Annotated in this window: 12 protein-coding genes; 8 read left to right on the top strand and 4 right to left on the bottom strand. The window is 59.8% G+C overall.

Annotated features, from left to right (window positions below):
- Positions 1-128: 128 nt before the first annotated feature.
- Together AB8E48_RS03955 and AB8E48_RS03950 are read left to right on the top strand one after the other, a co-directional pair.
- On the top strand, positions 129-395 hold the full coding sequence (locus AB8E48_RS03955) for a type II toxin-antitoxin system Phd/YefM family antitoxin (protein WP_070593719.1): 267 nt from the start codon (positions 129-131) through the stop codon (positions 393-395).
- 9 nt (positions 396-404) lie between these two features.
- Complete coding sequence (locus tag AB8E48_RS03950) at positions 405-827, top strand: type II toxin-antitoxin system VapC family toxin (RefSeq protein WP_083301090.1); 423 nt, start codon at positions 405-407, stop codon at positions 825-827.
- Positions 828-1,033: 206 nt separating this feature from the next.
- Here AB8E48_RS03950 and AB8E48_RS03945 read toward each other — a convergent pair whose 3' ends face one another.
- Positions 1,034-1,507 (bottom strand): hypothetical protein, encoded by a 474-nt coding sequence (locus AB8E48_RS03945; protein ID WP_141747366.1) that lies wholly within the window; start codon positions 1,505-1,507, stop codon positions 1,034-1,036.
- Positions 1,508-1,801: 294 nt separating this feature from the next.
- On the opposite strand from AB8E48_RS03945, the gene AB8E48_RS03940 reads away from it, so the two are divergent.
- Positions 1,802-2,779 carry an AEC family transporter gene (locus AB8E48_RS03940; protein WP_368885838.1) on the top strand — a complete coding sequence of 326 codons (978 nt, stop codon included), beginning with the start codon at positions 1,802-1,804 and terminating at the stop codon, positions 2,777-2,779.
- Between the two features lie 140 nt (positions 2,780-2,919).
- Here the strand turns inward: AB8E48_RS03940 and AB8E48_RS03935 are convergent, their stop codons facing one another.
- From AB8E48_RS03935 to AB8E48_RS03925, 3 genes are all read right to left on the bottom strand, one after another.
- On the bottom strand, positions 2,920-4,725 hold the full coding sequence (locus AB8E48_RS03935; RefSeq protein WP_314656824.1) for a glycoside hydrolase family 13 protein: 1,806 nt from the start codon (positions 4,723-4,725) through the stop codon (positions 2,920-2,922).
- Positions 4,726-4,851: 126 nt separating this feature from the next.
- A complete protein-coding gene (locus AB8E48_RS03930) occupies positions 4,852-6,666 on the bottom strand; it encodes an alpha-glucosidase (protein ID WP_368885837.1) in 1,815 nt (604 codons plus the stop codon).
- A 73-nt stretch (positions 6,667-6,739) separates the two neighbouring features.
- The gene (locus tag AB8E48_RS03925) at positions 6,740-7,618 is read right to left on the bottom strand and encodes an endonuclease/exonuclease/phosphatase family protein (protein WP_368885836.1); all 879 of its coding nucleotides are present in this window, start codon (positions 7,616-7,618) and stop codon (positions 6,740-6,742) included.
- Positions 7,619-8,035: 417 nt separating this feature from the next.
- Here AB8E48_RS03925 and AB8E48_RS03920 point away from each other — a divergent pair, with 417 nt between their 5' ends.
- From AB8E48_RS03920 to AB8E48_RS03900, 5 genes are all read left to right on the top strand, one after another.
- The gene (locus AB8E48_RS03920; protein ID WP_049353733.1) at positions 8,036-9,673 is read left to right on the top strand and encodes an alpha-glucoside-specific PTS transporter subunit IIBC; all 1,638 of its coding nucleotides are present in this window, start codon (positions 8,036-8,038) and stop codon (positions 9,671-9,673) included.
- A 307-nt stretch (positions 9,674-9,980) separates the two neighbouring features.
- On the top strand, positions 9,981-10,727 hold the full coding sequence (locus AB8E48_RS03915) for a MurR/RpiR family transcriptional regulator (RefSeq protein ID WP_246823180.1): 747 nt from the start codon (positions 9,981-9,983) through the stop codon (positions 10,725-10,727).
- A gap of 88 nt (positions 10,728-10,815) precedes the next feature.
- A complete protein-coding gene (locus AB8E48_RS03910) occupies positions 10,816-11,274 on the top strand; it encodes a cell shape determination protein CcmA (protein ID WP_314423098.1) in 459 nt (152 codons plus the stop codon).
- Positions 11,275-11,397: 123 nt separating this feature from the next.
- Positions 11,398-15,399: a DEAD/DEAH box helicase gene (locus AB8E48_RS03905; protein WP_368885835.1), complete on the top strand. Its 4,002-nt coding sequence runs from the start codon at positions 11,398-11,400 to the stop codon at positions 15,397-15,399.
- On the top strand, positions 15,392-15,694 hold the full coding sequence (locus AB8E48_RS03900) for a hypothetical protein (protein WP_368885834.1): 303 nt from the start codon (positions 15,392-15,394) through the stop codon (positions 15,692-15,694). Before AB8E48_RS03905 ends, AB8E48_RS03900 begins: the two co-directional genes overlap by 8 nt.
- Positions 15,695-15,785 lie beyond the last annotated feature (91 nt).

Genomic DNA, 15,785 nt, shown 5'->3' with positions numbered 1-15,785 from the left:
GTATCTTCCTAACGATATATAGCGGGTCTGAAGATGGAGGGGTTGTCGTAGTACTGAAAGGAAAATATAATGTAGCTACGTAGTTACATTATTTATGTTTTCATGTCGTGAGCAGCAAGGGGGAAATTATGACCGTTATGACCAGCCGCGAGTTCAACCAAAATCTCGCCAAAGCCCAGAAGCAGGCTCAGCAATCACCCGTTATTATCACTAAGCGTGGTGAACCCACCTATGTCCTTATGACCTATGAAGAGTATTCGCGTAGCCAGAATGAGAGCTCTTCCCTGTATGATTTCTTCGCAAACTACCCTCAACCTGCTGAAGGTATGGACCTGCCCGAAGAATTCCCCACGGCAGAACGTTCCGCACATCAGCGCCCCATTGTAGAGTTCTAGGGGACAACGATGTACCTGCTTGATACCAATATTATTTCTGAGTTGTGGAAGCTCTCACGCGGTAAGGCTGACCCTGTTTTTGAGTCGTGGTTTCGCCGTTATTCAGAAAAGCCACTCTATATTAGCGTCGTGACCCTTATGGAACTAGAGCGCGGTGTGCTTGCTATGGAGCGTAAAGATCCGATACAAGGTGCTTATCTGCGTGAGTGGTTTTTGGCAGTTCGAGAGAAATTTCAGAAACGAACTCTTGTCATTGACGGAGCTGTAGCTGATTGTTGTGCAGGGCTTCACGTGCCGGATAAAGCGCCGGAGAACGACGCATGGATCGCTGCAACTGCTTTGACTCATGGTCTTACTCTCGTAACGCGCAATGTCAAAGATTTTGAGCGTCTGCATGTTCGGCTCCTGAACCCCTTTGAGTGTGCAACCTAAGATGGCTGAAGCCCCGTAAGGAGCCGCCCGGTGCATCCTGCTGTGATGCGCCGGGCGGCTTCTTTCATATGAGCGTTTCTGAAAATACTCCGTAGCCTAGATTTTTCGCATGAATTTTAAAGAAAAACACCAAAATATTTAAAACGAGAGTTCAAATAAAAGAACTAAAAACTCTCCACAAAACCACACGGGGAAAAGAAAAACCTTTAATGCGGGTGATGCGGGTGACGAATCGAATCACGCCAATGAGCGCTCGACCCCAACCCAAAATGCAGAGCAAAAAACGTACCAAAACAGCAGAACCCAAACGCGCACGCCATATACACGCCGTAGGTCAGCATCATAAACTCAGAATCATGGCTCACTCCCGACGCGACATTCAACACCAATGAGACGCCCAGAATGACAAGCCACACAGCGCTCGCAGCCGCAATCAGCCACGAGATAACACTCAACACCGGGTGAGTCACCCTAAAGGTCTGCTCAGGGCCCTCAGAGGCGGGTACAGCGGCTATAGAAGCTGTAGCAGGGGCAGTAAGCAGAGCAGAAGAGCGCTGCGGAATATGCGCATCAGCATGCTGGCTAGAAGCCTGCGCAGGACGCTTTGCAGATTGCTGGGGGACGCCACCGGATTCGGGAGGGGGAGATTGATACGGTTGTTGCATTGCGGGCTCCTGCATATTTAGCCTTACGGGAGAAGAAACAGCCTAGTTCCTCATCTCGTAAGAAATGAGTGTCTGTGATAGAACGAAAGAATGTGGTGGAAAATATATTCTCTCTATATTTCAAGATTAGAAGCGAACCGTATAAAAAACGAGAGCATCAGCGAATAAGATGCAATATGACGCGAAAATTTCGAAAAATACAACAAAAAATCAATAAACCTCAACCTGAAGGTTCAGTGTAGGGTTATTAGACAGGGACCTTAGCCGTAAAACAACGGCACAGACACAGCAACAGCGAAAGGAACAAGCATGGGAATGATCCTCCCACTCCTCTACTTAGGGGTAGGCTTCGGACTCGCAATGTTGCTACCCGAGCACTGGGGCAACCGTCTGAAAGAAAGCGCCTCCGCCCTGCTGACCCGCTGGATTATCCCCGCCGTCATCATCTACACCGTCGCCACTAGCCGCCCCGAGCTGTTCTTGGTCGCCGCCTCCACCATGGTATTGATGGTTCTCGGCGTGCTCTGTGCCGGGCGCATCACCGGCGACCCCGTGCAGAAGCTCGCCTTCGTGTACCTGAATGCGGGACTCTTCGGCATCCCCGTGGTTGCCGGATTCTGGGGCGAAGAAGCCGTGCGCGTGTACATTGGCGCATACATCGGCAACTCCATCATGGGCAATATCCTGGGAACCTCGCTACTACGCGGAGACGCGAGTGCAGGGCAACCCAGAGCGGGGGAGGGCACTGCACCGGATGCACAAGCCCCTAGAAACCGTGGCGGAACCCTCCGCACGGTGCTGCGGGGCCTGTGTACCAGCCCGCCCGTCATCGCCGTGGTGGTGGGACTGCTCTGCCTGCCCGCCGGGCCCATCCTGAGCCAGCACGGGGCAGGTTTCTACCGGGTGCTCACCTGGGTTTTCAGCTTTATCGGAATGATCGTGCTGGGCATGTGGCTCGGCGCCGCCAAGCTGCACCGCGCAGACCTGACCCGTGCCGCCGGATGGGCCCTCCTACGCGCTGTACTCGTGAGCGTCTACAGCGTCGGCGTGCTCGCGTTCGCCCGCTGGGCGCACGATACGGCGGGCGTGCACTTCGACCAGCTGCTCGCGCATCCGCAGGTGCTCTTCATCCTTGCGGTCCTGCCGCCAGCCGCGAACATCGTCATCCTGGAAACCCACTACCGGCACGAAGGCACCGCAGCCCCCGTCATTGCCGCCGGCGCGGTCGTCAGCGTGGGAATGATCGCGCTCGCCGTGCCAATCCTGCAGCTCGTGTTCGCCAGCTAATTAGAGCCAAGAAAGCACGCTGAGACAACCAAGAAGACAACAAAAAAGACAGCAAAAGGAGGGCGGGGCGTAAGCCTCACCCTCCTTCTACTGTCTATTCACCTTATCGGCACGCGGTAGCACTCAACGAGCTACAGCGCTTAGCGTACGATGTGGTACACTTTCGCCTCGTAGGGGCGCAGGGTCGAACCCGCATCGTCCTTGTAGTTGGAGCTCACCAGCTCAACACGAGCGCCAGCCTCACGAGCCTCGTTCAGCAGGGCGAAGTCACGCTCCTGCTCCTCAGCGGTGAAGTTCGAAATCACCAGCAGAGACTCGTTCGCCGGGGAACCGTCCGCGCCACCGGTACGGGTGTACGCGTACACGGCCTCGTCCTCGTTGTGCGGAACCTGAACCGAATCCACCGGAGCGAAGGACGCATAAACCATCAGGTCCTTCAGCTTGCCGCGGCGCAGAGCCACCAGCTGCTGGTAGTGGTAGAAGATCGAATCCTCATCCGCCAGAACAGCCTCAGCGTTAATCGCCGGGTAGTTCGGGTTCACAGCAATCCACGGGGTCACACCCTCGGGGCTGAAACCACCGTTAGCGGAAGCATCCCACTGAACCGGGGTACGAGCGTTGTCGCGGCCCTTGATGTAAATCGCCTGCATCGCCTCTTCGTGGCTCAGACGCTTGTGGTCAACGTGCATGTCCTCGTAGAAGCGAATCGAGTCACCATCGCGGTAATCCTCAATCGAATCGAACTTCACGTTGGTCATGCCGATTTCTTCACCCTGGTAGATGTACGGGGTGCCCTGCATGAAGTGCAGGGTGGTCGCCAGCTGCTTAGCGGACAGGGTGCGGAACTCATCCGAATCGTTACCGAAACGGGAAACCACGCGCGGCTGGTCGTGGTTGTTCCAGTACAGCGAACCCCAGGCGTTACCCTCCAGGGTGGTCTGCCAGTCGTTCAGGATGCGCTTGAGCTCGGTCAGCTTGTACGGCGCGTAGGACCACTTGCCGCCCAGAGAGCCGTTCGGGTCGTTATCCACACCCATGTGATCGAAGTGGAAAATCATGTTCAGCTCACCGGTGTGGTAGCCGGCCCACAGCTTAGCGTCCTCGGGGCTGGTTGCGCTGGTCTCGCCCACGGTCATCACATCGTAGCGGCTGAAGGTCTCGCGGGTGAGCTCCTTCATCCACGGGTGCACCATGGTGCCGTTGGAGATGACGAACGGAATCGAGGAGGTGTGCTTCTCAAAGTCGGTGGAGGGGTCATCCGGGAAGCCCTCGGGCTTGGAGATGATGTTGATAGCGTCCAGGCGGAAGCCGTCAACGCCCTTGTCCAGCCACCAGCGGACCATGGAGTACAGGTCCTCGCGAACCTTCTCGTTTTCCCAGTTCAGGTCGGGCTGTTCCTTGAAGAAGATGTGCAGGTAGAACTGGCCGGTTGCCTCGTCCCACTCCCACGCCGGGCCACCGAACTCGGACGCCCAGTTGTTCGGAGGAATCGGGTTGCCGTCCTCGTCGAAGCCCTTCGGGTCCTTCCAGATGTAGTAGTCGCGGTAGGGGTTGTCCTTGGAGGAGCGGGACTCCTTGAACCAGGGGTGCTGGTCGGAGGTGTGGTTTGCGACCAGGTCCATGAGGATCTTGATGCCGTGCTTGTGGGCGGTCTCAAGCATCTCGTCGAAGTCTTCCATGGTGCCGAAGTCACTCATGATGGCGAAGTAGTCAGAGATGTCGTAGCCGTTATCCACGTTCGGCGAATCGAACACGGGGGAGAGCCAGATGACGTTGATGCCCAGCTTAGCCAGGTAGGGCAGCTTCTCGGTGATACCCTTCAGATCGCCGATGCCGTCGCCGTTTGCGTCGTTGAAGGAGCGGGGGTACACCTGGTACACCACGGCTTCCTTCCACCACTGGCGGCCCTCGTAGGAGGGAACCTCGTATGCCTCGGAGTTGCTCATAATTGCCTTTCTGTACCGGCGGGTTACGCCGAAGAGGAAAAAGGTGTCTGTGATTGAAGTATAGGGCGAGGGGGACCGGAATGTCTGTGCCGGATCCCCCTCGCGCATTACATTTTTGGGGCGTGCCTACTTAGCGTTGCCGAAGAGGTAAACCTTCGCCTCGTAGGGGCGCAGCAGGGTGCCCTCGTCGGTGAACTCGCGGTTCTCATCGCGGTAGTTCGAGCTGATCAGCTTCGGAGTGTTCTCGATAGCCTTCAGCTCGGTCGGGGAGAGCGCCTGCGAGTTGGTCAGAACCACCGAATCCAGGTTGCCGCCCGCGTAGTTCAGCTGCACGGTGTCATCGGTGAAGTTGGCGACGACCAACAGGGCGCGCTCGCCGGTTGCAGCGGCGTCCTCGTCAGAGTTCACGCGCAGGTAGGCGTAGACCTGGTCATCCTCTTCATCCAGGAGGCGGTACTCGCCGGTCAGGATGATCGGGTGCTCGCGGCGCAGGCTAATCAGGTCGCGGTAGTGGTAGAACACCGAATCCGGGTTAGCCAGCTCTGCTTCTGCGTTGATTTCGGTGTAGCGCGGGTTCAGCTTCAGCCACGGGGTGCCGGTGGTGAAGCCTGCGTTCTCACCGGCGGTCCACTGCATGGGGGTGCGTGCGTTGTCGCGGCCGGAGGCACTGATGTAACGCAGCATGTCCTCGGCGGAGACGCGGCCCGACTCTTCAACGTACTTGCGCCAGGAGTCGTGAATCTCCAGGTCGTTGTAGTCCTTCACATCGTCGAAGAAGACGTTGGTCATGCCCAGCTCTTCACCCTGGTAGATGTAGGGGGTGCCCTGCATCATGTGTAGCACGGTGCCCAGCATCTTGGCGCTGACGGTGCGGTACTCGGGGGAGTCGTTACCGAAGCGGGAGACGGTGCGCGGCTGGTCGTGGTTGTTCCAGTACAGGGAGTTCCAACCGCGGCCGTGCAGACCCTCCTGCCAGTGGGTGAGGACCTTCTTGAGGTCCACCAGGTCGAAGCGGCGGTCGGACCACTTGCCGGTCACGCCGCCCTCGGAGGCGTCCACATCCATGTGCTCGAACTGGAAGACCATCTGCAGCTCGTTGCGGTCGAAGCCGGTGTAGAGTGCGGCGTCGTCCACGGTCACGCAGGGAGTTTCACCCACGGTCATGACCGGGTACTTGCTGAGGACCTCGCGGTTCATCTCCTGCAGGAACTCGTGCACGCGCGGGCCGTTAGCGGCGACAGCCAGGGAGTTGTCGAGGCCGCCAGCCAGGACTGCCGGGTCATCGGGGAAGGAGAGGTCCTTGGAAATCAGGTTGATGACGTCCATACGGAAGCCGTCCACACCCTTGTCCAGCCAGAAGCGCATGATGTCGTAGACCTCTTCGCGGACCTTCGGGTTCTCCCAGTTCAGGTCGGGCTGCTTGATGGAGAAGTAGTGCAGGTAGAACTGGCCGGTTGCCTCGTCCCACTCCCACACGGAGGGGCTGAAGCAGGAAATCCAGTTGTTCGGAGGAATCGGCTTGCCGTCCTCATCGAAGCCCTTGGGGTCGCGCCAAATGTAGTAGTCGCGGTAGGGGTTGTCCTTGGAGGAGCGTGCCTGCTTGAACCATTCGTGCTCGTCGGAAGTGTGGTTGACAACCAGGTCCATCATGAGCTTGATGCCGTGTTTGTGCGCGGTTTCGAGCAGCTCATCGAAGTCTTCCATGGTGCCGAACTCGGTCATGATCGCACGGTAGTCGGAGATGTCGTAGCCGTTGTCGTCGTTCGGGGACGCGTAGATGGGGGAGAGCCACAGCACCTGAATACCCAGGTTGGCGAGGTACGGAATCTTCTCGGTGATGCCGGGCAGGTCGCCGATGCCGTCGCCGTTGGAGTCGTTGAAGGAACGGGGGTAAATCTGGTAAACAACGGGTTCCTGCCACCACTGGGTCTGGGTCGTCATTGTTCTTCCTTCCCTTGGTATGGATGAGTGTTGTGTGGTGCCGCTCTGCGGGCGGCTAACGTCTGATGCCCCTTTAGGACTGGCTGGTGAGGGGCGTGAGGATGCTCTCCGGTGCCCAGCTTTCAGGGTCAATCTCTAGCAGCAGGCCGCTGTGGTCGGAGATAGCTTCGGGGGAGTTGTCGCGGAAGACTACCGCGTGCGAGTTGACCGTGAGCAAGCGATCGGCGAAAACGAAGTCGATGCGCTTGGCATCCGTGCTACCTTCCCATCCGGCTATTTCGCGGTGGACGGTGTTCTCGCCGTCGGTGTGCTCCGCCAGGGAGCGGGTGTCAATCATGCCGCTGGAGGTGACCAGCGCGTAGCCTTCATTGCTCAGGTGTGCCGCGGAGTTGAAGTCGCCGCCGAGAAGTACCGGGGCGGTGCGGGCGCACTCGGCAAGCTCCTGCGAGAGGTGTGCGTATTCCTGCGCGAAGAGAGGCTCGCCGTCGAAGTCCCACCAGGACATGTGGGTGGTGGCGCACCAGAAGGTACCCGTCTCAGTTTCGATGAGCGCTGCCTGGGCGGCGCGGCGCTGTACCTGGTGGTAGCCGTAGCCGGGGGACATATCGATGGGCTTGATGCCGCGAATCGGCAGGCGCGAGAGGATGGCTACGCACTCGTCGTAACGGTCCCAACCGAGGTGGGTTTCGGTGAGGGTCCATTCGTAGCGGGCGCCCATTTCGTTGAGCGCCTGTACGAGCAGTAGGGCGTAGTTGTCTTCGCGGACCGAGATGCTGGCGCCGCCGCGGTAGTTGAGGGGCTCCTTCACCACGGGGGTGGAGGTGAGCTGGTTGACTTCCTGCAACGCAATGACGTCCACCTGCTGTTCAATAATGAACTTGGCGAGGGTACGGATCTTGGCAATCTGGTGGATTTCGCACCAGCTGTGCGTATTGAGGGTGAGGAAGTGCATGTATTAAGTCCGGGGTATGTGTGAGGTTGAAGAATGATATGCGCACCGCGTATTGAGGTGGTGAGTGTTTATGCACTCTGACCTATGGGTGCACTGTTTATGCTATCGATTCTGTGGGCTGAGTAATAGGGGAAAAGTCGCATCCGCCCTCAGTATTTTTAACCAGTGCCGGGAGATGTTTCAGGTTCTGAAAAACTCTTTCAAAACTCACAGTTTTGGTACCTGCGGGTAGGTAATACCTGGCATTATTGTTTCTGTCTAAAACACATTCGGCATTTAGCGCACGCAGGATATGTGGCACCCGTCTCATATACTTTCGTTTGGAGGTATAAAGATGCGGCGTGACCATCGCAGGCTGGCAATGATCGCCAACCCCTGCGTCCGCTCACTCGACAACCCGAAAGGGCGTATAGCCTCATGATGGAAAAAGTACAGAGGTTCGGCTCTGCCATGCTGGCACCCGTTCTTCTCTTCGCATTCGCTGGCCTCGCGGTCGGTATTGCGATCATTGCACAGAACGGCGACCTGATCCCCCTCGCTGCTGACAAGGAAAGCGCGTGGAACCACTTCTGGTCCGTTTGGGAGTCCGGCGCATGGACCGTCTTCAACCAGATGGAACTCCTCTTCGTGATCGGTCTGCCCATTGCACTGGCAAAGACCGCTAACGCACGTGCAGTGATGGAAGCTGCAATGGTCTACCTGACCTTCAACTACTTCGTCGGCACCATGCTCAAGGTATGGGGCAAGGGCGGCACCGGTTTCTTCGACCTGGACTACACCACCGACATCTCTAAGAGCGCGGCAGGTACCGGTCTGAAGATGATCGCCGGTATCAAGACCATGGACACCGGTATCTTCGGTGCAATCATCATCTCCGCAATCGTGGTGTGGGCACACAACCGCTGGTTCGACAAGAAGCTGCCCGACTTCCTCGGTATCTTCCAGGGTTCCCAGTACGTCTACGGCGTCTGCTTCTTCCTGATGATGCCCGTGGCATTCCTGTTCTCCTGGCTGTGGCCCTACGCTCAGCACGGCATCTCCTCCCTGCAGGGCTTCTTCATCGCATCCGGCGCACTCGGCGTGTGGGTTTACACTTTCCTCGAGCGCTTCCTGATTCCGACCGGTCTGCACCACTTCATCTACTCCCCGTTCGTCTTCGGTAATGTTGTTACCCCGAACGGTATTGCTAAGGACTGGCCGACCCACCTGACCGAGTTCGCAAAGAGCGACAAGCCCCTGAAGGAACTGTTCCCCGGCGGCGGCTTCGCACTGCACGGTAACTCCAAGGTCTTTGCACCCATCGGTATCGCAGCGGCGTTCTACACCACTGCTCGTCCCGAGAAGCGCAAGGAAGTTCTCGCTCTGATGATCCCCGTCTGCCTTACCGCAATCCTGATCGGTATCACCGAGCCCCTCGAGTTCACCTTCCTGTTCCTGGCACCCCCGCTGTTCCTGGTCCACGCAATCCTGGCAGCATCCATGGCAGCAATCATGTACCAGCTGGGTCTGGTTGGTTACATGGGTGGCGGTCTGCTTGACTTCCTGTTCCAGAACTGGATTCCGCTGTGGGCAAACCACTCCGGCACCTACCTCATGCAGATTGGTGTGGGCCTGTGCTTCACCGTCCTGTACTTCCTGATCTTCCGCTTCATGATTCTGAAGTTCGACTTCAAGACCCCCGGTCGTGAAGAAGACGGCGGCGAGACCAAGCTCTACAGCAAGGCAGAGTACAAGGCAGCTAAGGCTGCTGAGAAGAACGGCGGCGCAGCTGCTGAGTCCGCTGACGGCGACCTCTACGCACCCCGTGCAGCTGGCTTCCTCGAGCTGCTCGGTGGCGCAGAGAACATCACCACCGTGAACAACTGCGCAACCCGCCTGCGTGTCTCCGTCGCTGATGAGTCCCTCGTCAGCCCCTCGGATGCAGACTTCAAGAATGCAGGCGCTCTGGGCCTCGTCCGTAAGGGCAAGGCATTCCAGGTCATCGTCGGCATGGACGTTCCCCAGGTTCGCGAGCGTTTCGAGACCATGGTGAACGAAGCTAAGACCCTCTCCTAAGAGGTATCAGCTTTCAACCGCCTGACGGCATGACGCCTCATAAGGTATAGACTTCGCCGGCGGTATCGGATAACACCGATGCCGCCGGCGAAGCTGTACCCGGGCGCGTGCCTGGACTCAAATCTGCACGAGACCCCACTCAAAGTGAGGGATGACCACCCCCACCCACCCTGGCCGATGACCCTAGAGCGTGTACTATTTATATATTGCTCACCATCGGATTCAGGAGCTTTGAGTGGATTTACAAGACGTCGTGAATGCGAACCAGCACCGATTCAGTGAAACTGAACGGGAAATTTTGGCATTCATGCTAGAAAATGAAGAGTTCGTTGCGGAGTCAACGATCAACTCTTTGGCACATAAAACGTATACTTCGACCAGCTCAATTATTCGCCTGACGAAGAAGCTGAACTTCTCCGGATTTGCTGAGTTGAAGTACTTCATCAAGTCCTCTCTGAACCGCAGCGAACCCTTCAACCCGCGGTTCATTGAGAGCGGCCGCGAAGACATTCAGCGCACCTACGACTACCTCGAGCACATGGAACTGAGCGGGCTGCTCAAGCGCATCCATGAGGCTCGCACCGTGTACTGCTTCGGTACCGGCTACGCGCAGCGCAACGCCGTGCAGGAATTTACCAAGTCCATGCAGGTCTGCGGTAAGTTCTGCCAGGTCATCCCGGCACGCAATGAGTTCGAAAGCGCCATGAACAATATGACCCAGGACGACGTGGTCATCATTGTGTCCTTCTCCGGCCAGACCGAGAACATGCGCGAACACATTAAGATGCTGGCGCTACGCCGCATCCCCATGATTGCGGTGACCGCCATTGGTGTGAACTACATGTCCTCGCACGCCGAGTACTCCCTGCACTACCAGACCACCCCCACCCAGATCAGCACCCAGCGTAAGCCCTACTACTCTTTTGTTGCGCTGTCGGTGCTGCTGGACTACATCGTGCGCCGCTACATTGAATTCGTTGAGAATGAGCGCCGCGAATCCCTGCAGGACCAGGTGGATGACGCCCTCAACGCTGGGGACGAAACCGACGCCTGACAAGGTATTACTGTGCCCACCTGCTCCTTCACTCACTCCTCCTGAATCCGACCGAATCCCGCCTGAGACCATCTGAAAGAGACACCCTGTGACCGCAATTTTCGCGCTCATCGAAAACACCGAGAAGATGCGTAAGTACCTGTTCTGGTACCTCATGATTATCCCCGCGCTGCTACTGCTGTGGATTGCTCTGGGCGCAGCGAACTCCCAGATGGATTTCCAAGCCGCCCTGAAGATTCCCTTCTTCACCGTGGCATTCCTGAACGCCTGCCTCAGCCTGCTGCTGGGCGGCACCCTCAAGTTCGCGGGCGCAGAGAACGAACGCACCGAACGAGCCTACGCCCTATACCTGACCATTCTGCTGGTCATCATCGGTAACCTGCCCGGCGCAATCCTGAGCTTCTTCCTCTTCCGCTCCCTGCGCTTCGGCAACCTGGAAGGCGAGCTGGCGCCCAAGTACCGTTGGGCGCTTCTACCCGCCCTGGTCTTCTACGTATTGGTGACCGTAGTGCTGCTCGCCGCCAACCTCGCAATGTGGTCGAAGTAAGCACCCGGCGTATTAAGCACACAGGAGCATTGAGCATACGGGCGTGCGCTGACACCCGCCCCGCTTAAAGCGCCGCATGAGGCACACCGGGCAGAGGACCCCGGAAGAACCACCATCTTCGGTGTGTACGCGCAAACGTACACCGCATTGACCCACAAGGACACTCACGACGTGAACCAGATTCCCGAGCCTACCGACGCGCAGCACGCACCCGGCACCCCGGCTGATACTGTTCAGCCCGCCGCAGCCGCCGCGACCTCAGCAGAGGAAACCCACGAAGTAGCCGACGAAATCAACATCGCCGAGCTGCCCGCACACCTGAACCCCGCCCACGAGGACTTCGACCCCTCGGCGGGGCTTGAGCGCTGGGCAGAACAGATGGACGTCTACACCGGCCCCGACGCGATGCTCGACTTCAACCAGGTCGACTACGTGCACATCGACCTGTCCGAGGCGAACCCCTCCGGTCTGGCACAGCTGCTCGCCGGACGCAAGACCCGCCTCTCCACGATCCTGCGCGACAAGTCGCAGCTGGAGGCGGGCATGCGCTCCGCACGCACCCTGCGCACCAAGATCTACGAACTCGCCACCGACCACGGCCTGGACTCCGGCTACTTCGTGGCGGGTACCGCCTCCTGGCTGTCGCACGACACCCGCGAGGATGCTGCCGCCTACGAGAAGCGCTTCATCGCGCCAATCCTCATGGCGCCGCTGAGCATCACCCCGCACCCGAAGGACGACGACTTCGAGCTGCGCCTCGCCGGTTCCGCGCGTCTGAACCCGGCGATGGTCCGCCAGATCAAGCAGGAGTACGGCATCGACCTGGGCACCATGGACGTGGCGCAGCTGGCGAACTCCATGTCCCGTCTGGACCCCGAGCCGGTTATCGAGCGTATGCGCGCCTCCGCAGGCCGTATTCCCGGCATGACCATCGAGTCCAAGTACTTCATCTCAACCTTCGCTGACCTGAAGGAAAGCCTGGGCGAGCTGCCGCACACCGCCATCACCCCTCTGGTTCGTGACCTGGCGGCGCTAAAGGTTCCCGGCGTGAAGCCGCGCGAGCTCAACGCCCACAATCTGCAGCAGCCCCTGGATCAGCGCGACCCGGCAGAAGAAATGCTCCTGCTGGACGCTGACGCCAACGCCCAGGAGATTATCGACACCGCGGTGAGCGGTTTCTCCTTCACGATCACCGCGGCACCCGGCACCGAGCCGCTGCGCACCGCCGTGAACATTGCTTCTGCACTGATGGGGCGCGGTAAGTCCGTGCTTGTCGTGGGCGAGAAGCGCTCCACTCTCGCCGAATTCTCTGCGCTACTCAAGCGCACCGGCATCGAGAGCCTGCGCTACGACCTGCTTGCCGAGCACGATTCTGAGGCTCAGCGCGCCGAATTCATTCGCGCGATTGTGCGCAACGAGAGTGCCGAAGAGCCGAACTCTGAGGACCTGAACGAAGAGCTCGTCGCGACTCGCGCCGCGCTGCTCGACCATACTCGTGCCCTGCTGAACAAGGACGCGAACTGGCAGATTTCCGTCTACTCGGCGCTACAGCGTCTGGCTGAGCTGACCGCCTCCGAGGACGGCCCGGCAACCCGCGTGCGTTTTGACCGCCCCATGCTCGACTCGCTCATGGAGCGTGAGCAGGTGCGTGCTGAGCTGGTACGCCTGGGCGAGATTGACGGTTTTGCGTCGGCCTCGCGTACCTCCCCGTGGTACCGTGCCCGCCTGGTCAATGACGAGGAAGCCGCTGAGGCGTACGCCCTGGTCATTACCCTCAAGTCCTCCCTGCTGAACCTGCGTGAGGCGATGAACCAGACCAGCGCCATGCTGGGTCTGCGCCGTGGCCGCACCATCTCTGAGTGGGAGTCGCAGCTGGCGATTCTGATGCGCATCCGCGAGACGCTCAAGCGTTTCCGTGCGGATGTCTACGACCGCCCGGTGACCGACCTGATCGCTGCGACCGCTTCGGGCGCGTGGCGCCGTGAGAACGGCATCGAGATGAGCAGTATGCAGCGTTCCCGCCTGCGCCGCGCGGCTAAGGAGTACATCCTGCCCGGCGTGAATATCGGTGACCTGCACGAGCAGCTGAAGATTGTTCAGGCTGAGCGTGCCGAGTGGATTCGCCACATTGAGGCGCCCCGCACCCCGCAGATTCCGGAGAACCTGGATCAGCTGGCTGCCGCCCTGAATTCCCTGGTGTCTGAGCTGGCAGGTCTGGGCATTGTCCTGGCGGACACCATCGAGGGTACCGACTTCGTGCGCACCGACCTGGACGCACTGGATGCACGCCTGGACGCCCTCATGGCGGACCGTGTGCTGCTCATGACCCTACCGGAGCGTGACGCTCTGACCCAAAAGCTGCGTGAGCGCGGCCTGTCGGAGCTGCTTGATGACCTGTATGCTCGTCAGGTTCCGACCGAGGTTGTTTCCGCTGAGCTGGAGCTTGCCTGGTGGCAGTCTGCCCTGGAGTTCTTGCTGCAGCATCACGAGGGTAAGCTGCTGGATGGCGACCGCCTACGCGATACGGAGTCCCGTTTCCGCCGTGCCGACTACGCCCACATGACCAGCGCCCCGGCGCGTCTGTTGGCGAAGGTTGCGCGTGTGTGGACCGAGCGTATTGAATCCGAGCACGACCAGGCGGCGTACCTGAAGAGCCAGCTGCGCGGCTACGAGTTCGTGCTCGAGGAGCTGCTGACTCACGCCCCGGTCATGGCGCGTACCCTGCTTCCGCTGTGGACCGCGAGCCCCTTCGCCCTGGCGCGCAAGGTTCCCGCATCCATGCGCTTTGACACGGTGCTGCTGCTGGATTCTGAGTCAACCCCGCTGGCGGCGAACCTGCCGGCGATTACCCGCGCCGACCAGGTGATTGCACTGGGCGACCCGCACTCGGGTTACCCCTCGCCGTTCATCGTGTCTGCGCCGACTTTCGGTGCGCCCGAGCCGACCGACGAGCAGCTGGACAGCACCTTCGACGTGCTCGCTACCGTACTGCCCAACCGCACTCTGGCGATGCTGCACCGCAGCATGGACCCGGTGATTCTGGACTACCTGAACCGTGAGTTCTACGGTTCGCAGTTGCATGCGGCTCCGGTGAGCCGCGCCTCCGCTCAGCCTGCCGGTTCTCTGACCGTTGAGTACATTGATACTCGCGGCAAGGTCAGCGATAACGCGAACCTGGATTCGCCCGGTGTTGAGGTGGAGCGCGTGACGAACCTGGTGCTCGAGCATGCGTACCGCACCCCGGACCGTTCGCTGGCGGTTGTGACGGCTAGCCCGAAGCACGCTCAGCGTGTGGCTGAGTCGGTGCGTCACGCCCTGAGCCTGTACCCGCAGCTGGCGCCGTTCTTCGCCGCCGGTGAGGAGTCGTTCCGCGTGGTCGATCTGACCCGCGCTGAGACCCTTGAACGCGATACCGTGATTTTCTCCCTGGGTGTGGGTCGTGCCCGCCTGGGCCAGGCGTCCTACGATTTGGGCCAGCTGTCTGCCGAGCACGGCCGTCAGGGCTTTGTGGTGGCGTTGACTCGTGCCCGCCGTGCCCTGCGCATCGTCTCGTGCATTGACCCGTCGGAGCTGGACCCGCAGAAGCTGCATCACGGCGCGGTGGACTTCTACCACCTGCTGCGTGAGCATGCGGAACGCCAGGCGCGCGAAGAGGCGGAGGCAAAGGCACAGCGCGTGCCGGAGACCCTGCCGCGTAACGCGTTCTTGGCAGCTGACGATGCGGACACCCCGGATCTGGGCGACTGGTTGCTGAACGATTTGGTGGTGCGCCTGCAGGCTCGCGGTGTGCGCGTGACCCGCGGCGAGGGCGATATCGCTCTGATTGCACACGCCCCGGAGAAGCTGGCTGCTGAGCCGGTTCCCGCGCTGGGTGTAGCTCCCGTGGTCTCGTCGAACCCGAGCGTTCCGGCGGCTATGCCGCTGGTGGCGTGCTCCGACGGCGAGCCGAACTATGCGCGTGCTTCGGTGCGTGAGCGTACCCGCCTGGTGCCGGAGCGTCTGAGCCGCACGGGCTGGAACTACATCACCCTGGGCACCCTGGAGGTGTTCGCCGATCCGGATGCCGTGGTGGCGCGCGTGCTGCACTACCTGGATATGGATGAGGGCGCTGAGGTTCGTGGCTAGTTATTCGTCAACGCCGAAGCCTCGCCGTGGGCACCGTCGCGTGAGCGGCGGCGGCTCGGTGAGCGGGGCTGAACCTCTGCTGGTGGGTGTGACGACGCCGCCGGTTGTGGCTTCGGGTACCTCGTCTGCCGCGGGTGCTTCCGCGAAGAAAACCGGTGCTCAGCAACAGAACTCCCAGAAGGCTGGTACCAAGAAGGCGACGGCTTCTGCGCAGCCGCTGACCCCGGAGGAGCGTGAGCGTCTGGAATGGATGCGTCAGCAACGTCCTCCGCATTGGGGTAACAATATCGTGTAGCGTCTTCCCGCGGGGGAGTGCTTCTTAAAACGCCGAGGGGCGGGGCAACCTGTGTTGCCCCGCCCCTCGTTTTGGCTGGTGTGGAACCCCG

Source organism: Rothia mucilaginosa (assembly GCF_964211445.1).
Taxonomy (GTDB): Bacteria; Actinomycetota; Actinomycetes; order Actinomycetales; family Micrococcaceae; genus Rothia; species Rothia mucilaginosa_E.
Note: the sequence above shows the minus strand (reverse complement) of the source record. Positions and strands in the feature narration are given on the sequence as shown.